The following is a 21945-nucleotide window of genomic DNA, read 5'->3' as shown; positions in this document are numbered from 1 at the left end:
CAATCGGCGCGAAACCATTTCGATACAGCCCGTGAGCGCGACCCAACGCGCCGAAATCGTTAAAACACGGCGAACCACATCGCGATGTAGTGGCAGATCGCCGCCACCGCCGTGCAGGCGTGGAAGAACTCGTGGTGACCGAACGTCTCCGGCCACGGGTCGGGCCACTTCATCGCGTACAGCACACCGCCGATGCTGTACAGCGCGCCGCCGATGATCAGCAGCACCACCGCCGCGACGCCGGCGCCGTGCATGATCGGCCCGATGAACCACACCGCGACCCAGCCCAACAGGATGTACAGCGGCACGCCGAACCAGCGCGGCGCCGACGGCCAGAACATCTTGAGCAGCACCCCCGCGATGGCGCCGCCCCACACGATCCAGAACAGCACCATGCCCTTTTCCTGCGGCAGGGCCAGCAGCGCGAACGGCGTGTAACTGCCCGCGATGAAGATGAAGATCATCGAGTGGTCGGCGCGCTTCATCCACTTGCGGGCGGTCGCCGAATGCCAGTGCACCCGGTGATAGGTCCCGCTGACGGTGAACATCGCCACGATGGTGAACGTGTACAGCAGAGTCGCCAGGCCGGCGCGCGTCGACTGCAACGACCACGACACCGACACCAGCGCCGCGCCCGCGATCGCGGCCACCACGGCCGCATACACATGGATCCAGCCGCGCGCCCTGGGCTTGCCGAGGAAGTCGGCGACACCGTCGACGACGGCTTCCGGGAAGTCCTCCGCATGCCCGTGCGGCGACGTGCGTGACCGATCGAAGTCTTCGGTGTCGACGGACAGGGGCGGCACGGTCATGTCACCTCCACTAATGCCGTGGGCTTTCCGAGGGAAACAGTAGTCTGGATCTTCGTGGACATCATTCCGCCGCGTCTCAAGGAACCGGCTTACCGGCTCTACGAGATGCGGTTGCGCCAGGAGCTGGCGCGGTCCAAATCCCAACTGCCTCGGCATATCGCTGTGCTGTGTGACGGCAACCGACGATGGGCACGTGACGCAGGTTACGACGATGTCAGCTACGGCTACCGGATGGGCGCCCGCAAAATCGCCGAGATGCTGCGCTGGTGTCAGGCCACCGGTATCGAGATGGCCACCGTCTATCTGCTGTCCACCGAGAATCTGCAACGCGACCCCGGCGAGCTGTCGTCGCTCATCGAGATCATCACCGACGTCGTCGAGGAGATCTGCGCGCCGGCCAACAAGTGGAGCGTGCGCACCGTCGGCGACCTCGAGCTGATCGGGGAGGAGCCGGCGAAGCGGCTGCGTGACGCGGTGGACAAGACGACGGCGGCTGCTGGATCTTTTCATGTCAACGTCGCCGTCGGCTACGGCGGCCGCCAGGAGATCGTCGACGCGGTGCGGGCCCTGCTGAGCAAGGAACTGGCCAACGGCGCGACGGCCGAGCAGCTGATCGAGGCCGTCACCGTCGACGGGATCTCGGAGAATCTCTACACCTCCGGCCAGCCCGACCCTGACCTCGTCATCCGCACCTCGGGTGAACAGCGGCTGTCCGGATTCCTGCTGTGGCAGAGCGCCTATTCGGAGATGTGGTTCACCGAGGCGCACTGGCCGGCGTTTCGCCGCGTCGACTTCCTGCGCGCGCTGCGCGACTACACCTTGCGGCACCGCCGATACGGCCAGTAGCGCACACTTGACTCATGGCTGCGCTGTCGGCGGTGGTGTTCACGCTCAGCTGGTGGCTCGGGTTGTATCTGCTGGCCCGCGACCCGCGTAAGCCCGTGCTGGTGCTGGCCGCGATCGGCCTGACCAGCTTTGCGACGGTCGTCGCGCTCGATGCTGTGCGCGTGGTAAGTGGATCGGACCTGCTCAGCCGCCTCGAGATCTACCTCGTCGCGGTCCCGGGCGTGGCCTGGTTCGCGGTGCTGGTCGAGCTGTCGCGGCCCTGCGACAGCTGGCGCAGCCGCGTCGGCGAGATCAGTGTGATCGCCGCTGTCGCCGTGTTGGCGTTCGTCGGAGCGGCGATGGCCGGCAGCGTCGACGGCCCGCTGCGTACCGGGCACTGGGTGATGTTCGCCGTCATCTCGGTGTCGACGCTGGGCGCGATGGTGCGGGCGGTGGTGCGACGGGCACAGCCGGGACCGGTCGCCGGGTTCGTCGTGGTGGCCACGCTGTTCTTCGCGCTCGGCAACGCCATCATCGTCATCCCGCTCGGGCTGGTGCCGAGCTGGCTGGCGTTGGCGTCCACTGGATTCGACGTGGCGCTGCTCGGCATTGCCGTGGCGATCTGGGATGCGTTCGACGAAGGTCAGGCGCTGCGGGCAGACATGCTGCGGTCGTTCGTGGCGACGGCGGTGGTGGCCGTGCTGTTCGGTGGGCAGGCGCTGATCGGTCTGGCGGTGACGGAAGGGTCGGCGGAGACGGCGCTGACGGTGCTGCTGTTCTCCAGCCTGGCGATCGCGATCGCGATCAACGTGCTGGCCGATCCGCTGGCTGGGCTGCTCGACCGGCTGGCGTTCTCCCGCTCACCCGATCTGCGGGCAGACCGTGCGACGTTGCGCCGCACCGAGGCGGCGCTGCCGCTGCGCTCGTCGAACCCGCTCGACGGCATCGATGAGGAGACGTTCGCCCGGCTCACCCGCCGCGCGCTGGGCCACTACGGCGATCTGTCCAAGCTGGTGGCCAGCCCGCTGACGGCGTTGCCGATCATCGACGAACGCCTGGCCGCGCGCGGAGCGCCCGATCAGCCGCTGGAGCGGGCCAACGAACTCAAGGCGCTGCTGGCCGAACGCATCGCGGCGCTCAAGCCCCGCGACGCCGGCGACTTCGGCACCACCGAGCAATGGCGCCACTACAACTCGCTGTATTTCCCGTATGTCGTCGGGGTGCGGGCCTATGCCCAGAACGCCACCGCGGCGGGCCTGGATCCAGTGGCCCGGCAGGCGTGGCAGTGGTTCGTCACCGAGGTGCCACAGCGATCGCTGCACAACTGGCAGAACGCCGCGGCCCGGGTGATCGCGGCGGATCTGCGCGGCAGTTTGGTTTCCGCCGCCGACTAATCAGCGCCGTCACCTGGGCTTGGCAGTAGTTGGCAGCGCTTGGCGTCGATCTGGCAGTGCCCTCTGAGCAGCATCGGTGGTGTTCGAACCGAACCTCAACGCCGAGGAGCTCAGATGACCGCCATCACCACCCGACCACCGCTGTCGGACTCCACCGATTCCCTACTGCGCTTCGCGCTTCGCGCCGACGCCACTCTGACGGGTCTGTTCGGATTGGGCGTCGCGGCAGCCGCCGGATCCGTTTCCACGCTGACCGGGCTCACCGCGGCGCAGGCATTCGCTCTGGGCGCTGCGCTCGTTGTGTACGGCCTCGTGGTCTACAGCCTGGCCGCGCTGCCGTCGCTGCGCGCCGTCGGTATCGGCGTCGCGATCGCCAACGTGGTGTGCACGCTGGCGTGCGTCGTCGTGGTGGCCGCCGGCACACCGTCGCTGACTCAAGCCGGTGTGATCGTCACCCTCGCCATGGCGGTGTACACCGGGTTCTTCGCCTGGCTGCAGTACCTCGGAGTGCGCCGTCTGGCGTGACTCCCGCCCCGCCGGTGCGGGGACTCCACCGATAGAGGTTGCGGTGGAGCTCCCCGCACCCGGCCCACCACCCGAAAATCCCTACCCGAAAGGAAATCTCATGACCACCATCACTTCCCGCCAGACCACGTCGTCCGACTCGCTGCTGCGCTTGGCCATGCGTGCCGACGCCATCCTCACCGGCCTCGCCGGACTCGCCGCGATCCCGCTGGCCGGCTGGCTGGCCGACATTTCGGGCACGACGAAAACGATCGAATACTCGCTCGCCGCGTTCTTCGTCGTCTACGGCGTCGTCGTGTTGGCGCTGGCCGCGCTGCCCAATGTTCGTCCCGCCGGTATCGCCGTGATCATCGCCAACCTGCTGTACACCGTCGCCGCCGTGGCGGTGGTGCTCACCGACGTCTGGACGATGACGACCGTCGGCGTGGTTCTGACGTTGGCCACCGGTGTGTACACCGCGGTGTTCGCCGAACTGCAATACCAGGGCGTGCGCCGAATGACGCGCTGAGTTCTCCCGCCGAGAAGACGCAAAGTCCCGCCACTCGTGTGTTGGGACTTTGCGACTGTATGCCCGGAGCGGATGTATGCCGCGAGCCACAAACGACGGCGAACTGTGTGTCCCACAAACCGGCGACGACGCCGTTTTGGGCGCCGTATGGGCATGGCGACCTTCCTGATGCTGCGGACGTCGACAACCCAAACCCGGTCGCAGTTCGGTGTGCGCGAAATTTGTCGGAACGCCTCCAGGGCAGTGGAACTATCGCAAAATCACCCCTATGCGTACAGGATCACGACCTACCTCACGAGAAAGTCATTGCGAGGTCTGTACAGCCAGCAGTATCGATACTCCTTCGATCGTTCATTCCCATACTGGGAACGAGCGCTTCTGCGCCTTGGCGCTAGCGGGCCACCGAGAGTTCATTCTGCGATGACGCACACGGTCCTCCCGCCCGCTGCCTCGTTCGACTCTACGGGCACAACGAGCACAAACAGGCTGTACAAAATCGCATCGGAAGGCCAAGATCACAAACCTGGTCCGTTAGCGCGATTCTGCGCTGCGGCGTTAGTCGTCTCGGGCTCGATCGCGCTGGTCGCGGCTCTTCTGCTAATTTTGCCTTTTCCCAGTGGCTCCGACTCCTTCATCACGTACGAGAATAGACCGGATACGTGGGTATTCCTACTCATTCTATCCTTGGCTGGATCTGCGTTCCTAATTCGTGTATTGATAGGACTATCACATTTACGGGCATTCGTGGGTGGCGGTGCGCTCACAAAATCAGTCTTTGGTCTCTGTGCGAAGCCGTCAGTCGAGCAGAATGCAAACGCGAACGTCAATGATCTGCTGCTGTATTGCCACAAGCGATTCAATCGTGAGTCGGTGGTATCCGCACGAATTCATTTGACCCGGCCGTCACTTATAACTCCGCGTATCGGACATACAATCGAGCCGACCGAGTACAGTGAAACGTCGACCTTCTTACGTCGGATCGATCAATTCCGGCGTTCTCAAGCGTACGACCAAGTCGCTGTGGTCCACCGCTTTAAGAAAGGCCATATCCCAGCCAGCTTCTCTATTGAAGTCGACGAGAAGGAGTGGACCACCTTAAGTGCACGAGACTCAAAAGCAATCTTGATCGGCGTGCTGCACTCGATGTATGCTGCTCTAACTAGCACTAATCGTCTCGATAATGTGTTCCAATCGATTGCGACCGGAGTGATTTGCGATGAGGCCGTTCGAGGCACGGCGGTCGCTAGCCATCCCATATCTGGCGCTTCCCTAAAGAATGCCTCCGGCGAAGTTCTGACACTCAAAGATTACCTCGACACTTTGCAGGCTGAATTGGTCCAAGAAGGTGCCCCTAGAAGCGCGGTCGATTCGCTGATTTACCTACTAGCCGATCTATGTCAGGACCATATAATTTGGTGTAGCCTACGCGTTCCAGCGCTCGGCGACGATTCGGTTCCTTGGAATCGAATCCGATATTCCTATACGGCCGCGCCACCCCGTCGTCGAAGTGAGGCCAGCGAACGAATCAGGAGCATCTTAGGTATGAGCCCTCGGAAGTTGCGATATGCGCTTCCGTACGCTCGTGAAACGCAAAGTTTGCATTTCGATATGCCAGTTTTAGATGGTCTTTACATGTATGACATCTATCTGGAGCTTATTGAGTCAAGCCCGTTGGAATGGACAGAACCTCGCGTAATGAAGCGTTTCACCAAGCTGCAGCGTGCTCGTCCAAAAAGATTTGACGGTGATTCAAGACGACGGATAATTCCTCAGGCCCGAAAAGCTACGCGAAGATACCTACGGGTGAGCAATGTCGGACATACTAACCCAAGGTTGGGTGCAGTCGGAGTGGGTGGTCATAGAGGCCATGTATATTTGAGAGAGTCGGAGCGACTGTATACCACAAATTCGCATGAAGGTCGGAGTCGTCAGTTAATACCTGCAGTGGTATTCGAGATGCGAGAAAGACTGCCAGGGCTTCTCCTCCCTTGCTTATTTGTATCGATGTATACGGCATTCGTCGTGTGGTCTGTCGGAGTCTTGCACGCGCGCGTATTTGCGTCTGACGCGCCACTCCCTGCAATGTGGACAACACTGATCTTTGGACTTCCGGCGTTGATATCCGCATGGATCTTGACCAAATTCACCGCATCGTCAATGCAACGCATATCGATCCCGGTGTTATTTATATCAGTCTGGACGTTGTGTAATGCGCTTTTGACAGTCGCCATCTCGGTAGTAGCTGTTGGGCGCAGCAGTCATCTCCAATGGGATGGGCACGAGATTCGATTATGGCCGACGTCTTACTCAATTCACACCGAACTCGAGACTACGATAGGCGAATTTGACGTCCTATGGGGCTTACTGACATTCTCGTCCAGCCTGAACGTCGTTATTGTGATTGCTGTTCTAAGCGGCAAGTACGCGAGGTACGTGTATCGTAGGTATTGACCGTGTTGCTGGGCAGCAGTACGATCAGCGGTCCACCTAGCTCCGAAAGGTTTTCAATGACTGACAGTGCTGTAAGCGACCCCGCCGAAGGCGTGGACGGCGAACTGCGCCTAGTCGTTGGATGCGGCGACGTCGATGACGTTTCGTCTGCTGATTTCCTCGAGGAGGCTCTGGAGCGAAGTGGCTCTTCGGGCGTGACGACGCGAGGTGGGGAGTCGGCGGCGACTTTCATCTCACCGCGCTCAGATGACGGGGATCTCGAGGAGATCTTCGAGGCGGTAGGTACCGAGGTCGATGATGCACGAGACAAGGCCTTGAATTCTTACGTCCTAGTCTGAGAGCCTCGCGCGTGTGCGGCCTGATGTCCACGCTGATTTGCGCAGTAAGTATGTACTTCGACACCCATCTCGCCATTTTGCGTCTTCTCGCGCTTAAAGCTTGCGCAGGCGCAGCCGGTTGATGGAGTGGTCGGCGTCCTTGCGCAACACCAGCGTGGCCCGCGGCCGGGTCGGCAGGATGTTCTCGATCAGGTTGGGGCGGTTGATGGAATGCCAGATGTCGCGGGCCGCGAACACCGCCTGCTCGTCGGTCAGCGTCGCGTAGTGGTGGAAGTGCGATGCCGGGTTGGCGAACGCCGTCGAGCGCATCGTGAGAAACCTTGAGATGTACCACTGTTCGATGTCCTCGATGCGCGCATCGACGTAGACGGAGAAGTCGAACAGATCCGAAACCATCAGCGCCGGACCGGTCTGCAATACGTTGAGGCCCTCCAGGATGAGGATGTCCGGATGTCGAACCACCTGCTTCTCGCCGGGCACGATGTCGTAGAGCAGGTGCGAATACACCGGCACGCAGGCCTGGTCGGCTCCCGATTTGACTGCGGTGACGAACCGCATCAGCGCGCGACGGTCGTAGCTTTCCGGAAAGCCCTTGCGGTGCATGAGGTTTCGACGTGTGAGCTCGGCATTCGGATACAGGAAGCCGTCGGTGGTGACGAGGTCGACCCGCGGATGGTGCTCCCAGCGGGCCAGCAGCGCCTGCAGCACACGGGCCGTGGTGGACTTACCGACCGCGACGCTGCCCGCCACACCGATCACGAACGGCACCGGCCGGTCCGGATTCTGCTGCGGCTCACCGAGAAACTCCGCGGTCGCGGCGAACAGCCGCTGCCGCGCGGCGACCTGGAGGTGGATCAACCGGGCCAGCGGAAGGTAGACCTCTTCGACCTCGAGCAGGTCCAGCTTCTCGCCGAGACCGCGTAGCTGCACCACTTCTTGTTCGGTCAGCTTCAGCGGGGTCGACATACGCAGCGCACGCCATTGACTCCGGTCGAACTCCACATAGGGGCTGGGTTCGCTCAGCCGCGCCATGGCGTTCAGTCTTGCAGGGCACGCCGCGCGCCGAACGGGTGGGTGAACCCCGATACGGTTGAACGCCATGGAGCCCGACACCCTGATCCGCGAGTACCTGCTGCTCGGTCTGCGCTTCGACCGGGTCGAGCAAGGCTACGTCGACTCCTTCACCGGCGATCCCGCGCTGCGACAAGCCGTCGCCGCCGAGCCCCCGCCCGAGCCTGCCGGCCTGGCCCGCCAGGCCGAACGCCTGCTCGCCGAGCTGCCGGCCGGTCTCGACCCCGCGCGCGCCGACTACCTCTGCGCCCACCTCCGTGCATTGGCCTGCGCCGGCCGCAAATTCGCCGGGGAGCAGGTCGGCTTCGTCGACGAGGTGGCGGCCTACTTCGCCGTGCGCATCACCAAGGGCGACCCGGAGACGTACCGGGAGGCGCACCGCAAGCTCGACGACGCGCTGGGCGGCAGTGGACCGCTGGCCGATCGGATGCAGGCCTACCGCAGCGCCGACGAGATACCGCCCGAGCGGCTCGAGGAGTGCATCCACGCGTTCTCCAGCGCGCTGCGCGACCGGGTCCGCGCCGACTACCCGCTGCCCGACACCGAGACCATCACCTACGAGGTGGTCACCGACAAGCCGTGGTCGGGCTTCAACTACTACCTCGGCGATTACCGCTCGACGGTCGCGGTCAATGCCGACCTCAAGCAGCAGATGGCCAACCTGCCGCGACTGGTCGCCCACGAGTCCTATCCCGGCCATCACACCGAGCATTGCCGCAAGGAAGCGGGGCTGGTCGCCAGCCAGGGGCAGCTCGAGCAGACGATTTTTCTGGTCAACACCCCGCAATGCCTGATGGCCGAGGGGCTGGCGGATCTGGCGCTGTATGCGGCCATCGGCCCGCGGTGGGGCGGCTGGGCCGCGGAGATCTACGCCGATCTGGGGCTGCGCTTCGACGGCGAGCGCGCCGAGGCCGTGTCAGAAGCGGCGGCCGCGCTGGCCGATGTGCGCCAGGACGCCGCGCTGATGCTGCACGACGAGGGCCGCGATGTCGACGACGTCGTCGCATTCCTGCAGCGGTGGTTGCTGGTCGACGACGAACGCGCCCGCCAGATGCTGCGGTTTCTGTCGTCGCCGCTGTGGCGGGCCTACACCAGCACCTACGTCGAGGGATACCGGCTGCTGCGCGGCTGGCTGGATGCCAGGCCCGACGGCGTCAGCCTGACCGAGCGGTTTACCCGGCTGCTGGACGAGCCGCTGATCCCGTCGTGTTTGCGGGGTTCGGCGTAGCTCTCGTCACATCAGCCACATCAGCCCCTCGGGGGGATAGTTCTTCATGTGCCCGGCTCTGCGCGACATTGTCGCTAATTGGATAGCCCGTCGATGTTTTCAGCGACATTGTCGCGGATAGCCGGGCAACGAGGGCATATATAGGGTCGAGAGGCCTGTGGGGAAGGCCGCCCCGGATCGTCGCCCGACTACGCTGAAACCCATGGCTGCAGACCCCGTGACCACCACCGCCCCTGCTCCCGGCGCCGAATACGCCGATACCGCGAGCGCCGCTTACCGGGCGGCATTGCAGGTCATCGAGTCGGTCGAGCCCCGCATCGCCGCCGCGACACGCAAAGAGCTTGCCGACCAACGGGATTCGCTCAAACTGATCGCCTCAGAGAACTACGCGTCGCCGGCCACCCTGCTCACGATGGGCACCTGGCTGTCCGACAAGTACGCCGAAGGCACCATCGGCCACCGCTTCTACGCCGGCTGCCAGAACGTCGACACCGTCGAAAGTGTGGCCGCCGAACACGCCCGCGAACTGTTCGGCTCGCCCTACGCCTACGCCCAACCGCACTCCGGCATCGACGCCAATCTCGTTGCCTTCTGGGCGATCCTGGCCACCCGCATCGAGGCGCCCGAGCTGGCGGCCCAGGGCGCCAAGCATGTCAACGACCTCTCCGAGGCCGACTGGGAAAAGCTGCGCAACAAGCTCGGTAACCAGCGGCTGCTGGGCATGAGCCTGGACGCCGGCGGTCACCTCACGCACGGGTTCCGGCCGAACATCTCCGGCAAGATGTTCCACCAGCGCAGCTACGGCACCGACCCGGAGACGGGCCTGCTGGACTACGACGCCCTGGCCGCGGCCGCCCGCGAGTTCAAGCCGCTGATCATCGTCGGCGGCTACTCCGCCTACCCGCGGCGCATCAACTTCGCCAAGATGCGCGAGATCGCCGACGAGGTGGGCGCCACGCTCATGGTCGACATGGCGCACTTCGCCGGCCTCGTCGCCGGCAAGGTGTTCACCGGCGACGAGGACCCCGTCCCGCACGCCCACGTCACCACCACGACGACGCACAAGTCGCTGCGCGGGCCCCGCGGCGGACTGGTGCTGGCCACCGAGGAATACGCGCCCGCCGTCGACAAGGGTTGCCCAATGGTGTTGGGCGGACCGCTGTCTCACGTGATGGCCGCCAAAGCCGTCGCGCTGGCCGAGGCGCGCCAGCCCGCATTCCAGACCTACGCCCAGCGCGTCGCCGACAACGCCAAGGCCCTGGCCGACGGGTTCCTCAAGCGCGGCGCGCGGCTGGTCACCGGCGGCACCGACAACCACATCGTGTTGCTCGATGTGACGTCGTTCGGGCTGACCGGGCGACAGGCCGAATCGGCGCTGCTGGACTCCGGCGTCGTCACCAACCGCAACTCCATCCCGGCCGACCCGAACGGCGCCTGGTACACCAGCGGCATCCGGTTCGGCACCCCGGCGCTGACCACCCGCGGGTTCGGCGCCGCCGACTTCGACCGGGTCGCCGAGCTGGTGGTCGACGTGCTCACCAACACGTCGCCGGAGGGCACGTCGAAGGCCAAGTACAAGCTGGCCGACGGCACCGCGCAGCGGGTGCACGCCGCAGCCGCCGAACTGCTGGAGGCCAACCCGCTGTACCCGGGCCTGACGCTGTAGACGTAGCCCCCACTTTTTGGGGCCTGCGTGCCAAACTTTGCGCCGTGTCAGCTCCAACCCGCTCTTCGACGTCCGTGATGTCCGCCCCGCTCGCCGAGGTCGACCCCGATATCGCCGATCTGCTGGACAAGGAGCTCGGCCGCCAGCGCGACACGCTGGAGATGATCGCGTCGGAGAACTTCGCCCCGCGCTCGGTGCTGCAGCTGCAGGGCAGCGTGCTGACGAACAAGTACGCCGAGGGTCTGCCGGGCCGCCGCTACTACGGCGGATGCGAGCACGTCGACGTCATCGAGAACATCGCCCGCGACCGCGCCAAGGCGCTCTTCGGCGCCGAATTCGCCAATGTGCAACCACATTCCGGCGCGCAGGCCAACGCGGCCGTGCTCGCGGCGTTGATGTCGCCGGGGGAGCGGCTGCTGGGCCTGGACCTGGCCAACGGGGGACACCTCACGCACGGCATGAAGCTGAACTTCTCCGGCAAGGTGTACGAATCCGGCTTCTACGGCGTGGACGCCGCGACGGGTCTTATCGACATGGACGCGGTGCGGGCCGGGGCGTTGGAGTTCCGGCCTCGCGTGCTCATTGCGGGCTGGTCGGCCTATCCGCGCACGCTCGACTTCGCGGCGTTCCGCGCGATTGCCGACGAAGTGGGTGCGCATCTGTGGGTGGACATGGCCCACTTCGCGGGTCTGGTCGCCGCCGGGCTGCACCCCAACCCCGTCCCCCACGCCGACCTGGTGTCCACCACCGTGCACAAGACGCTCGGCGGCGCGCGCTCCGGCCTGATCCTGGGCAAGCAGCAGTTCGCCAAGACCGTCAACTCGTCGGTGTTCCCTGGTACGCAGGGCGGCCCGGCGATGCAGGTCGTCGCCGCCAAGGCCGTCACGTTCAAGATCGCCGGTACGCCGGAGTTCGCCGACCGCCAACAGCGCACGCTCGACGGCGCCCGCATCGTCGCCGAGCGGTTGCTGGCCGCCGATGTCGCGAAGGCCGGCGTGAGCGTGGTGACCGGTGGCACCGATGTGCACCTGGTGCTCGTCGACCTGCGTGACTCGTCGCTGGACGGCAAGGCCGCCGAGGACCTGCTGCACGAGATCGGCATCACCGTCAACCGCAACGCCGTGCCGAACGACCCGCGGCCGCCGATGGTGACATCGGGTCTGCGGATCGGCACGTCGGCGCTGGCGACGCGCGGCTTCGGCGACGCCGAATTCACCGAAGTCGCCGACGTCATCGCAACCGCGTTGGCGCAGGGTCAGGCGGCGGATGTGGCGGCGTTGCAGGAGCGCGTGACGCGGCTGGCGCGGGAGTTTCCGCTGTACGAAGGCCTGGAGGAGTGGGAGCTTCACGGCCGCTGACCCGATTTTCAAGAACATGTGAACTCGGGTTACAGTTACTTCTATGGCACAGAAACCTGTTCCTAACGCGCTGACTCTCGAACTCGAGCCGGTCGTTGCCGAGAACCTGGCTCGCCATCTGGAAACCGAGCAGGCCTGGTATGCGCATGACTATGTGCCGTTCGACCAGGGCGAAAACTTCGCTTTCCTGGGCGGTAAGGACTGGGATCCGTCGCAGGTGACCCTGCCCAAGCCCGTCACTGACGCGCTGGAAATCCTGCTCATCACCAAGGACAACCTCGCCGGGTATCACCGCGAGTTGGTGTTCAACTTCATTCTCGAGGACAAGTGGGGCCGCTGGATCGGCCGCTGGACCGCCGAGGAACACCTGCACGCCATCGCGCTGCGCAACTACCTCGTCGTCACCCGCGAGATCGACCCCGCCGCCAACGAGGACGTCCGCGTCGAGCACGTCTGGAAGGGCTATCGCGCCGACACCTACAGCCAGATCGAGACGCTCGCATTCATGACGTTGTTCGAGGGCGCGCACGCGGTGTTCTGCCGCAACCTCGAGGCGCAGGTCACCGAACCGATCCTGAAGCGCATGATGGGCCGCATCGCCACCGACGAGGAGCGCCACGAGGAGTTCTTCGCCAACCTGGTGGCGCACTGCCTGGAGTATTCCCGCGACGAGACCATCGATGCGATCGCAAAGCGCGCGGCCGAGATCGGCGTCGTCGGCGGCGACATCGACGCGTACCGGGACAAGGTCGCGGTCGTGGCCGAGGCGGGCATCTTTGACGCCGACGCGCTGCGCAGGGTGATCGCCAACCGCATCACGGCGTGGGGTCTGGCCGACGAACCCAAGCTCCAGCAGTTCATCAACGCTTAACTCGCAGCACGTCTTAGCTACGGCGCGCCGGACGGCGAGCATCCCGCGACGGGAGTAGCGTCGTTTCTCGATGGCTAGCGACATGCTCTGCTGTCCGGGCGGTACCGATCGTTTCGATCACGAGAGGACCGGCCCCGGTCCTGGTGCCGCTTGCTCCGCCGAGATGTTCGTGTGGGGCCGCATGAATTCCCTCGCCCTGAGGAGCGCTACGTGACTGATTCGCACGGCCGGCCGGGCCGGCAATCCAGCCTGCGTCGGACCTATGTGCTCGACACCTCCGTGCTGCTGTCCGACCCCTGGGCATGCACCCGGTTCGCCGAACACGAAGTCGTGGTCCCGCTGGTGGTCATCAGCGAATTGGAAGCCAAACGGCACCACCACGAATTGGGCTGGTTCGCCCGCCAGGCACTGCGGATGTTCGACGATCTTCGGCTCGAGTACGGTCGGTTGGACCAGCCGATTCCCGTTGGGACACAAGGCGGCACGCTGCACGTCGAACTCAACCACAGCGACCCGGCAGTGCTGCCCGCGGGCTTCCGCACCGACAGCAACGATTCACGGATCTTGACCTGCGCGGCCAATCTTGCCGCGGAGGGTAAACGAGTCACGTTGGTAAGCAAGGACATTCCGCTGCGGGTCAAGGCCGGCGCGGTGGGTCTGACCGCCGACGAGTACCACGCCCAGGACGTCATCACCTCGGGCTGGACGGGGATGGCTGAGCTGGACGTAGCGCCCGAGGAGATCGACGCATTGTTCGCCGAGGGCGAGATCGACCTCGCCGCGGCGCGAGACCTGCCCTGCCACACCGGAGTTCGCTTGCTCGGTGGAAGCTCTGCGCTGGGCCGGGTGAACGCCGAGAAGCGCGTGCAGCTGGTGCGCGGTGACCGAGAGGTGTTCGGGCTGCGCGGACGCTCTGCCGAGCAGCGGGTGGCTTTGGACCTGTTGCTCGACGAATCGGTTGGCATCGTCTCGCTCGGCGGTAAGGCCGGCACCGGAAAGTCGGCACTAGCGCTGTGCGCCGGGCTGGAGGCGGTGCTGGAGCGCCGCACGCATCGCAAGGTGGTTGTCTTCCGGCCACTGTATGCGGTTGGGGGCCAGGAGCTTGGCTATCTTCCGGGCAGCGAGAGCGAGAAGATGGGCCCATGGGCGCAGGCGGTTTTCGACACGTTGGAAGGCCTGGCGAGCCCGGCGGTGTTGGAGGAGGTGCTGTCGCGGGGCATGCTCGAAGTGCTGCCGCTGACGCATATTCGCGGGCGTTCGCTGCACGACTCGTTCGTGATCGTCGACGAGGCGCAGTCGTTGGAGCGCAATGTGCTGTTGACCGTGCTGTCGCGGCTGGGCGCCGGCTCGCGGGTGGTGTTGACCCATGACGTCGCGCAGCGCGACAACCTGAGGGTGGGCCGGCACGACGGCGTCGCCGCGGTGATCGAGAAGCTCAAGGGCCATCCGCTGTTCGCCCACATCACGCTGCTGCGCAGCGAGCGCTCGCCGATCGCGGCGCTGGTCACCGAAATGCTGGAGGAAATCAGCCCCGGCGCCCTGCCCTGACGCGATTTGGGCGTGATTTCCTGCGCGCCGCGCGGGAAATCACGCCCAAATCGCTGGGTCGGTAGGCTGCCAGCGTGCCGAAACTGCCCGACAGCCAGGCCTGGCGATGGACCGTCATCGGCGTGGTGGCGGCCGTCGTCGTGGTCGTCGTCGGCGCGCTGACCGGGCACATCAGGCGGGCCGACGACGTCGACTGCACGCGGGTCAAATGCGTTGCGCTGACATTCGACGACGGCCCCGGCCCGTTCACCGACCGGCTACTGCAGATACTCAAGGACAACGACGCCAAGGCGACATTCTTCTTGATCGGCAACAAGGTCGCGGCCAACCCCGACGGCGCCAAGCGCATCGTCGACGCCGGCATGGAAGTGGCCAACCACACCTGGGAACACGCCAACATGACGACCATCCCGCCGGAGCTGATACCGAGCCAGCTGAGCAAGGCCAACGACGCGATCAAGTCCGCGACCGGTGTGACGCCGACGTTGTACCGGCCGGCCGGCGGGCTGTCCAACGACGCGGTACGGCACGCGGCCAAACAATTGGGCATGGCCGAAATCCTTTGGGACGTCATCCCTTTCGACTGGATCAATGACTCCGATCTGGCCGCCACCACCTACATGCTCAAGACACAGATCAGGCCGGGCTCGGTGGTGCTGTTCCACGACACGTATTCCAGCACCGTCGATGTGGTGTACCAGTTCATCCCGGTGCTGAAGGCCAACGGTTATCACCTGGTGACGGTCAGCCAGCTGCTGGGCCCGCGCGAGCCCGGCAGTAGTTACGGCGGCCGGGAAAACGGCCCGCCCGCCAACGACATCCGCGATATTCCGCCCGCGGACATTCCGACGCTGCCGAACACCCCGTCGCCCAAACCGATGCCGAACTTCCCGATCACCGACATCCCCGGCCAGAATTCCGGCGGCCCCCAGTGATTTCGGCGTAGTTGGTTGCGCTCAGGCGAAGCGTCACGACCGATCCGTCCAGCAGCCTCGCTTGCGACGACCCACTCGGGGCATGGGCGGCCATCATCACCGGACAACCAGAACCGAGCATTCACCGTGCCGGATGACGGAATGGTTATGCGGACCGATGATGCCCGCTGGTCGGCGTCCGCTGCCCCAATGACGGCGAGTTGTACCGATTCGTTCTTGTTTCCGGCCAGGAACCGGGCGATACCCGCGTGGGTGATCGCGGGGTAGACGTGCACATCGCGGTATTGCCGCTTCCAGATACCCATACGTTGGCCCAGAACGTGATATGGGGTGTCATCGAATCCCTTCCGGGCCGCGCCCACCGCAAGAACCGGCGCCTGACGCAGTCGCGCCTCATTCATCGACCACTCGACGACTATCCAGTCGGCGCGTGATGCTGGCTTGTCACGTGGGCTCCGGATGATCGCCACAGGGCGGTTCGCCTTCTTGGCAAGGGTGGCCGCGGTGGAGCCGAGCAGTTCGCCGGCCACCCATCCGATTCCGACTGAGCCGACGCAGAGCAGGACGGCATTGCGTGACTGGTCGATCAACGCCGAATCGACGGGCCCCCGCAAGATGTCGGTCTCGACCTTCACCGGACGCCCGATGTCATTGACGACGGCGTCCGCTGTTCGCAACGATGTCTCGGCGAATTGGACTTCCAGGTGGAAAGCCTCGGTCGGACCACTTTTGGCGTGCACGACGTGCACCAACCACAGCGAGATATCACGATTGACTGCCTCGTCGACCGCCCAGATGGCCGTATTGATGGCCGCCGTCGAACCATCGATACCCACGACGACTGATTTCGCTGCTGTATCCGCCATCTCCAACTCCCAGTCGCTCGACAAGAGGTGCACTGTATTTGACGGTATTCACCTCCGACGCGATCGGATGGGGTCCTAAGTCCCTCACCAGCCGCCGTTGGTCCCCATGTCGCTGGCTCAGCAGATATGGATCGTCGAGCCTGATTCGAGTCGTGGTACATGGCCACCGCGTTCTGGTTCCCTCTGATGTGGTACCGCCCTGGAGGATGTCAGACTTGAGTACCGCCAGTGATGCTCCTCGGATGCTCACTTTCCTGGGCCATCGGGGCTGGGCCGGATGTCCAGCACCTCGCCCAGAGAGCGTCGAGGCGTCGGCGGCGGCACTTCGTCGATCGACGGTGCCAGCCCAACGCGGATCAGAGCTTGGGGGCGTGTCGTGATCGATCAGCGCGGCGACGATCTCATGACTGGCCGCAAGCTCGGTGATGCGGGTGAGTGGGCACGCAGCCAAGCCCGCCATGGTGGCGTCGAGCAGGACCGCAGGCAACGTTTCGCCGCATACCAACGCAGCCATCGGCGTGTCGTCGTGGGTCGACAAGACCAGGACCCGCGCGGTGTTGGGGGACTGCGGTACGCCTGTACGGGCGGTGCGCCGCCACGAAGGTGCGCCAGATATCGACTCGATCGCTTTCGGCCGCCGTTGCCAGCACGCTGGAAGGGATGCCTTCGGCAACTCCGTATGCGGCCGTCCACCAATGCAATTCGGCGTGATAAGACGTGTCGTAGAGCCGCAGCGATTCGGTCAGCTTGGACGCTTCCACAGGTTGTGCGCGTGATTCATCAGGGATCACGTCGAGGCGGACGAGCTCGCTGTCCGCTGTTTCGCGCAACAGGGGTTTCGATTGACTCCCAATCCGGTGGCGCGCCGAACGGGAGCCGGTCGGTGCGGCGCGCGAGGATGGCATCTGCGCGGCGTCGGTGGCCCTCCGTGACGAATCGCATTGGGGTGAAGTCAATGGACGCAAGATGTTTCGGGTTGTTCGGATTGGGGAAGCGATCAACCTTGGCAGTCCAGCCGGCGGCGGCCATCGCTACCCGGAGGTGGTCGAACACTGTGCCGCAGCTGAGCAGCGCTTCGCGCCCGGATCGGTCAGTGGATCTTAGGACTCGGTCCGGATCGCCGAACAACTCGAGCGGTGCTGCCTTCAGCTACCCAGCGCCACGGCTGGCTGTCGTGCAATGAGGGTGCACGACACGGCAGGCGATCGGCGTCTTTGATGACCTGGGTTTCCACTGCGGTGTCCGGCATGATCCTCCTTTCAATGAGATCAAGGACCACATTTCCGCGGAGGCGCCCGCTAATCCAGGGCCATCGGTCCCCAGCGGCGGTGGCGTTCGACCCCGGGTGACGTTCGAGGCCGACACCACGACGCTGCCGAGGGCTGGAGCGTGCGTCAAAGGTGTTGCGCGCATGCTCTGTACGACGTTCCTGCTGAGCGCCGGATCACAGCCGTGCGCGCAATCTCGACGTAGATCCTCTTGCGGGTCAAGCGATTGCATGGGCGTCGGCCCACGCGTTGTATCCGCCGGCCAGGTCGGAAACACCGCCAAACCCTTGCGCGCGTAAGAGGGAGGCGGCCACGCTGGAGCGCCAGCCGCCTGCACAATGCACCACAATCGGCTTGTCCGTGGGGATCTCGTCGAGACGGCTGCGCAACTGCGCCAACGGAATATGCGTCGCGCCGGGGATGACGCCGAATTCCAGCTCGCGAGGGTTGCGGATGTCGATCAGCGTCACGGCGTCGTCGGCCAGCATGCGATCGAGTTCAGCGATGCCGACACGCGGTGCCGTCTGCACGAGGTCGGCCAGCTCCGGCGGAAACATTCCGTCTCGGTCGACGTTGAGGTAGCCGATCGCGTTGTCGGAGCCGACGCGGGCCAGGCGCATAGCGGCCAGTTGTTCCTCGCCGGAGTAGGTGATCAATGCGATGCGCTCGCCGATGTCGGCGACCATGCCACCGGTCTCGGCGAACCGCCCGTCGAAGCCGACGTTGACCGAGCCGCGCAGGTGCCCCGCGGCGAAATCGTCGATACTGCGCGCATCCAGCACGCGCACACCGTTTTGCAGCGCCTCGCGGATCTGCGCTGGACTCAGGGCGGGGATGTGGCGCGCCTGATCGAGCAGCGGGTGCACGCGCTTGTTCATCGTCGCGTCTACCGTGAAATACGCCGGGGCGGCGGGCTGTCCGTGCGTGATCAGCTCGACGAACGCGTCCTCGCTCATCGGCTGCACCGACGGGTTGGTGCGGCGCTGTTCACCGATGGTCGAGGTGAGTTCGGTGGACAGGTTCTTACCGCACGACGACCCCGCACCGTGCGCGGGCATCACCGTCACGCTGTCGGGCAGCCGTAGCAGCTTGTCGTGAATCGAGTGGTACATCGCACGCGCCAGATCGGTGGCCGAACTCGGGCCGGCGTTGACCAGGTCGGGCCGGCCGACGTCGCCGATGAACAAGCAGTCTCCGGTCAGCACGGCGGTAGGCACGGCGTCCGGATGCTCGCGGACCACCACGCTGATCGATTCCCACGTGTGGCCGGGCGTGGACAGGATCTCGAGATCGACCTGTCCCAGCGAGATATGCTCACCGTGGGCCAGTCGGCGAATGGGGTAGTCGGTCTGGGCGGCCTCACCGAACCCGATCCACGCCCCGGTGGCGTCGACGAGCTCGAGGTGGCCCGACACGAAGTCGGCATGGAAGTGGGTGTTGATCACCCCTTCGATCGTCAGGCCGTACTTGGCAGCGTCTTCCAGGTAGTCGGCGATGTCGCGGCGCGGGTCGACAACCACTGCCCGGCCGGTGGTTTCGTCGCCGATCAGATACGACGCATGGGACAGACACTCGATGTAGTACTGCTCGACGATCATGGTTCTTCCTTCATTCCTCAGCTCGGGGTAACACCATCCTGCGTATACCCCTGTGGGTATGTCAAGTACCCTAGGGGGTATATGTATTCCACTGTTGCATATACCCCCAGAGGTATGGCCGAACGAAAGGATCACCTTTGAGCACCTCAGCCACCTTCGACGCGAACGAACTACGCGCGCTGCTCGACTCCGCGGTGTCCCCGGGTGTGCTCGACGTCCGCACCCCCGGCGAATTCGAGACGGCCCACATTCCTGGCGCCTACAAGGTCCCGCTCGACCTGCTGCGCGAGCACCGCGGCGAGATCATCAAGCACCTCGACGACCACGTCGTGTTGGTCTGCCGATCGGGTCAGCGTGCTACCCAGGCGGAGGAGGCGCTGCGGGCAGCAGGGCTGACGAATGTGCACGTCCCGTCGGGTGGGATGACTGCCTGGGAGGCAGCGGGATTCATAGTGAACCGCGGTGTCGCCTGTGACGTGCGCACCATCGTCGGCCAGCTTGTCGACGCTCCAGCCAACCAGGCCAAAGCGAGCTAGCGTCATGATCGCCCTGACCATCGCACTGGCAGTGCTCGTCGGCATCAGCCTCGGTCTGCTGGGCGGCGGAGGTTCGATCCTGACCGTCCCGCTGCTGGCCTACGTCGCAGGAATGGACGCCAAGCAGGCCATCGCCACCTCACTGCTCGTCGTCGGGGTCACCAGCGCGGTTGGCGCCGTCTCACACGCGCGCGCCGGCCGTGTCCAGTGGCGCACGGGTCTGGTGTTCGGCGTCGCTGGCATGGTCGGCGCGTATGCGGGCGGGCTGCTGGCCCGGTTCATCCCCGGGACGCTCCTGCTGGTCGGATTCGCCGCGATCATGATCGCCACCGCGATCGCGATGCTGCGCGGCCGTCGAGACGTCAACATCGGCGATGCGCCACATTCGTTGGCGCTCAACAAGATCGTGATGGAAGGTCTGGCAGTGGGTTTGGTGACCGGCCTCGTCGGTGCCGGCGGCGGGTTCCTGGTGGTGCCCGCCCTGGCGCTGCTCGGTGGCCTGCCAATGCCGGTCGCAGTAGGCACTTCCCTTGTGGTCATCGCCATGAAGTCGTTCGCCGGCCTAGGTGGCTATCTGGCAAGTGTGCAACTCGACTGGGCGATCGCCGCGGGCGTGACGGGCGCAGCACTCGTCGGCGCACTGATCGGGGCCCGGCTGACGGCGCTGGTTAATCCTGATTCGCTGCGAAAGGTGTTCGGCTGGTCCGTGTTAGGGATGTCATCGGTGATTCTCGCGCAAGAAATCCACGTCGTAGGGGGTCTCGCGGCGGCCGCACTTACTGCGCTCGCCTTTTTATGCACCCGCTACGCGCACTGTCCGCTGCGCCGAGCCGTCGAACACCGGCACCGTGGCCGGAGCGGCAACCTAACCGTTCCAGATACCCCCGCGGGTACTCTGGGCCGCGAAGTCTCATGAAGGAGCTACACATGATCAATGACGAGGACGCCATCGCCGCCGTGCTGAACCGGCTGCGGCGTGCCCAGGGTCAGCTCGCCGGGGTCATCTCGATGATCGAGCAGGGCCGCGACTGCAAGGACGTCGTCACCCAGCTCGCCGCGGTTTCGCGGGCCCTGGACCGTGCCGGTTTCAAGATTGTCGCGACCGGTCTACGCGAATGCATCACCGGGGACGACGCGAAGGGCGCCCCACCGATGACCGAAGCCGAACTGGAAAAGCTGTTCCTCGCGCTCGCTTGACAAGCCGGAGACCTAAGTCACTGCGGAAACTACAGGCGCCATCGACTTGTCGTCACCCGCGTGGGGGCAGGGCGGCCACCAATGGAGTATCGACACCGACTGGGCCCAACGCGGCGGCGCCGCCCGGTGATCCCACCCGGTCCCCACCGGGCAGGATCTCGCCGAAGAACGCCGCGTTGTCGACAAGGTGCTGTTGCTGCTCATCGGGCAGATCGGACTCGGAGTAGATCGCGCCTTCCTCGCACTCCAGTTTGCAGGCGCTACTGTCCACGCACTCATCGGGATTGATGTAAAGGGACCTGGCCCCTTCATATATGCAGTCCACTGGGCATACCGGGACACACGACCTATGCATCTGGTCGGGTGTGTCCTCACGCAGCCCATTGAATGTCGCAAGTTGCGTCCACAGAAGTGGTGTAACAGAGATCGGCGGTTAACCGCGCTGATCGGGCGTGTCGTAGCCCGATAGAGGACGGTCATCGCGTGATTCTTCGAACGACTTGCAAAGTCAATCGAAGGAGAACAACGCGATGGCCAATCCTCACCCTATCGATGTCGAGAAGCTCGCGGCGGCATCGCAGGAATGTTGCTGGGTTCAGTCAGCTCGGCGGTCGTTCAGACAGTGGAAGTGCCAGTGATCGTCGCACGCCAATCGAAGTCGGCGGCGCAACCATGATTGCCTGGCGTCATCCGTTGCGCCGCAAAGCAGGCGCACAACGTTGCACACGAGAATCACTGCCCCACAGTCGACCTAGCGTGCCATTGGACTAATCGAATCTGCCGAGCCGTCACCCCTGACCTTAGGATCTCGACGAAATTGGTTGCGCTCAGCACATTTGGGCTCACCGCAACAAAGTACGCCGAGTTCGCCCAAGGGTATTGACACGTTGACACAAAGTTCTAGTCTTTGTGTCATGGTGTGTCCTGGAAGCTGGATCAGGCTTGCGGGT

17 protein-coding genes and 4 pseudogenes are annotated in these 21945 nt (G+C 64.5%); 15 read left to right on the top strand and 6 right to left on the bottom strand.

The features are described from left to right. Positions 1–59 precede the first annotated feature (59 nt). Positions 60–812, bottom strand: a complete 753-nt coding sequence (trhA, locus tag CWS39_RS25965; protein WP_102145760.1) for a PAQR family membrane homeostasis protein TrhA — start codon at positions 810–812, stop codon at positions 60–62. 54 nt (positions 813–866) lie between these two features. On the opposite strand from trhA, the gene CWS39_RS25960 reads away from it, so the two are divergent. The 5 genes from CWS39_RS25960 (at position 867) to CWS39_RS25940 (ending at position 6853) form a co-directional block, all read left to right on the top strand. Further along, entirely contained in the window at positions 867–1658 is a 792-nt protein-coding gene (locus CWS39_RS25960) for a (2Z,6E)-farnesyl diphosphate synthase (RefSeq protein ID WP_102145759.1), read from the top strand. Positions 1659–1672: 14 nt separating this feature from the next. Then, positions 1673–3031 (top strand): hypothetical protein, encoded by a 1359-nt coding sequence (locus tag CWS39_RS25955; RefSeq protein ID WP_102145758.1) that lies wholly within the window; start codon positions 1673–1675, stop codon positions 3029–3031. Between the two features lie 114 nt (positions 3032–3145). Continuing rightward, positions 3146–3556, top strand: a complete 411-nt coding sequence (locus tag CWS39_RS25950) for a hypothetical protein (RefSeq protein ID WP_102145757.1) — start codon at positions 3146–3148, stop codon at positions 3554–3556. 100 nt (positions 3557–3656) lie between these two features. Further along, on the top strand, positions 3657–4064 hold the full coding sequence (locus tag CWS39_RS25945; protein ID WP_102145756.1) for a hypothetical protein: 408 nt from the start codon (positions 3657–3659) through the stop codon (positions 4062–4064). 2507 nt (positions 4065–6571) lie between these two features. Then, a complete protein-coding gene (locus CWS39_RS25940; RefSeq protein WP_102145755.1) occupies positions 6572–6853 on the top strand; it encodes a hypothetical protein in 282 nt (93 codons plus the stop codon). A 93-nt stretch (positions 6854–6946) separates the two neighbouring features. Here the strand turns inward: CWS39_RS25940 and coaA are convergent, their stop codons facing one another. Next, positions 6947–7885 carry a type I pantothenate kinase gene (coaA, locus tag CWS39_RS25935; protein ID WP_102145754.1) on the bottom strand — a complete coding sequence of 313 codons (939 nt, stop codon included), beginning with the start codon at positions 7883–7885 and terminating at the stop codon, positions 6947–6949. Positions 7886–7952: 67 nt separating this feature from the next. Here coaA and CWS39_RS25930 point away from each other — a divergent pair, with 67 nt between their 5' ends. From CWS39_RS25930 to CWS39_RS25905, 6 genes are all read left to right on the top strand, one after another. Further along, a complete protein-coding gene (locus CWS39_RS25930) occupies positions 7953–9152 on the top strand; it encodes a DUF885 domain-containing protein (protein ID WP_102145753.1) in 1200 nt (399 codons plus the stop codon). A 202-nt stretch (positions 9153–9354) separates the two neighbouring features. Beyond that, positions 9355–10818, top strand: a complete 1464-nt coding sequence (locus CWS39_RS25925) for a glycine hydroxymethyltransferase (RefSeq protein ID WP_102145752.1) — start codon at positions 9355–9357, stop codon at positions 10816–10818. A gap of 77 nt (positions 10819–10895) precedes the next feature. Continuing rightward, a complete protein-coding gene (glyA, locus tag CWS39_RS25920; RefSeq protein WP_102145751.1) occupies positions 10896–12176 on the top strand; it encodes a serine hydroxymethyltransferase in 1281 nt (426 codons plus the stop codon). Between the two features lie 43 nt (positions 12177–12219). Next, the gene (locus CWS39_RS25915) at positions 12220–13047 is read left to right on the top strand and encodes an acyl-ACP desaturase (protein ID WP_102145750.1); all 828 of its coding nucleotides are present in this window, start codon (positions 12220–12222) and stop codon (positions 13045–13047) included. 249 nt (positions 13048–13296) lie between these two features. After that, positions 13297–14595 (top strand): RNA 5'-3' helicase PhoH2, encoded by a 1299-nt coding sequence (phoH2, locus tag CWS39_RS25910; protein WP_102145762.1) that lies wholly within the window; start codon positions 13297–13299, stop codon positions 14593–14595. 74 nt (positions 14596–14669) lie between these two features. Continuing rightward, positions 14670–15530 (top strand): polysaccharide deacetylase family protein, encoded by an 861-nt coding sequence (locus CWS39_RS25905; RefSeq protein ID WP_102145749.1) that lies wholly within the window; start codon positions 14670–14672, stop codon positions 15528–15530. Positions 15531–16045: 515 nt separating this feature from the next. Here CWS39_RS25905 and CWS39_RS29855 read toward each other — a convergent pair. The 3 genes and pseudogenes from CWS39_RS29855 to CWS39_RS25890 form a co-directional block, all read right to left on the bottom strand. Further along, positions 16046–16396 (bottom strand): annotated as a pseudogene (locus tag CWS39_RS29855) (universal stress protein); the annotation flags it as partial. Positions 16397–16642: 246 nt separating this feature from the next. After that, positions 16643–17645, bottom strand: a pseudogene (locus CWS39_RS29320) (Acg family FMN-binding oxidoreductase). A 237-nt stretch (positions 17646–17882) separates the two neighbouring features. Next, entirely contained in the window at positions 17883–19262 is a 1380-nt protein-coding gene (locus CWS39_RS25890; protein ID WP_102145748.1) for an MBL fold metallo-hydrolase, read from the bottom strand. Positions 19263–19399: 137 nt separating this feature from the next. On the opposite strand from CWS39_RS25890, the pseudogene CWS39_RS25885 reads away from it, so the two are divergent. The 3 genes and pseudogenes from CWS39_RS25885 to CWS39_RS25875 all read left to right on the top strand — a co-directional run. Next, a pseudogene (locus CWS39_RS25885) lies at positions 19400–19765 on the top strand (rhodanese-like domain-containing protein); the annotation flags it as partial. Positions 19766–19802: 37 nt separating this feature from the next. Next, complete coding sequence (locus tag CWS39_RS25880; protein WP_102145746.1) at positions 19803–20714, top strand: sulfite exporter TauE/SafE family protein; 912 nt, start codon at positions 19803–19805, stop codon at positions 20712–20714. Between the two features lie 11 nt (positions 20715–20725). Then, a complete protein-coding gene (locus CWS39_RS25875; RefSeq protein ID WP_102145761.1) occupies positions 20726–20995 on the top strand; it encodes a metal-sensitive transcriptional regulator in 270 nt (89 codons plus the stop codon). Between the two features lie 52 nt (positions 20996–21047). Here CWS39_RS25875 and CWS39_RS25870 read toward each other — a convergent pair whose 3' ends face one another. After that, the gene (locus CWS39_RS25870; protein ID WP_102145745.1) at positions 21048–21350 is read right to left on the bottom strand and encodes a 4Fe-4S dicluster domain-containing protein; all 303 of its coding nucleotides are present in this window, start codon (positions 21348–21350) and stop codon (positions 21048–21050) included. A 210-nt stretch (positions 21351–21560) separates the two neighbouring features. Here CWS39_RS25870 and CWS39_RS25865 point away from each other — a divergent pair. Continuing rightward, positions 21561–21671, top strand: a pseudogene (locus CWS39_RS25865) (universal stress protein); the annotation flags it as partial. Positions 21672–21945: the final 274 nt, after the last annotated feature.

The organism is Mycobacterium hubeiense (genome assembly GCF_002838065.1).
Taxonomy (GTDB): domain Bacteria; phylum Actinomycetota; class Actinomycetes; order Mycobacteriales; family Mycobacteriaceae; genus Mycobacterium; species Mycobacterium hubeiense.
Note: the sequence above shows the minus strand (reverse complement) of the source record. Positions and strands in the feature narration are given on the sequence as shown.

Coding starts and splice junctions, on each gene's coding strand:
- CWS39_RS25940 (WP_102145755.1), top strand. CDS start 6,572: ATGACTGACAGTGCTGTAAGCGACCCCGCCGAAGGCGTGGACGGCGAA.
- CWS39_RS25955 (WP_102145758.1), top strand. CDS start 1,673: ATGGCTGCGCTGTCGGCGGTGGTGTTCACGCTCAGCTGGTGGCTCGGG.
- CWS39_RS25890 (WP_102145748.1), bottom strand. CDS start 19,262: ATGATCGTCGAGCAGTACTACATCGAGTGTCTGTCCCATGCGTCGTAT.
- glyA (WP_102145751.1), top strand. CDS start 10,896: ATGTCCGCCCCGCTCGCCGAGGTCGACCCCGATATCGCCGATCTGCTG.
- CWS39_RS25875 (WP_102145761.1), top strand. CDS start 20,726: ATGATCAATGACGAGGACGCCATCGCCGCCGTGCTGAACCGGCTGCGG.
- CWS39_RS25950 (WP_102145757.1), top strand. CDS start 3,146: ATGACCGCCATCACCACCCGACCACCGCTGTCGGACTCCACCGATTCC.
- CWS39_RS25880 (WP_102145746.1), top strand. CDS start 19,803: ATGATCGCCCTGACCATCGCACTGGCAGTGCTCGTCGGCATCAGCCTC.
- CWS39_RS25915 (WP_102145750.1), top strand. CDS start 12,220: ATGGCACAGAAACCTGTTCCTAACGCGCTGACTCTCGAACTCGAGCCG.
- coaA (WP_102145754.1), bottom strand. CDS start 7,885: ATGGCGCGGCTGAGCGAACCCAGCCCCTATGTGGAGTTCGACCGGAGT.
- CWS39_RS25930 (WP_102145753.1), top strand. CDS start 7,953: ATGGAGCCCGACACCCTGATCCGCGAGTACCTGCTGCTCGGTCTGCGC.
- CWS39_RS25925 (WP_102145752.1), top strand. CDS start 9,355: ATGGCTGCAGACCCCGTGACCACCACCGCCCCTGCTCCCGGCGCCGAA.
- trhA (WP_102145760.1), bottom strand. CDS start 812: ATGACCGTGCCGCCCCTGTCCGTCGACACCGAAGACTTCGATCGGTCA.
- CWS39_RS25945 (WP_102145756.1), top strand. CDS start 3,657: ATGACCACCATCACTTCCCGCCAGACCACGTCGTCCGACTCGCTGCTG.
- CWS39_RS25870 (WP_102145745.1), bottom strand. CDS start 21,350: ATGCATAGGTCGTGTGTCCCGGTATGCCCAGTGGACTGCATATATGAA.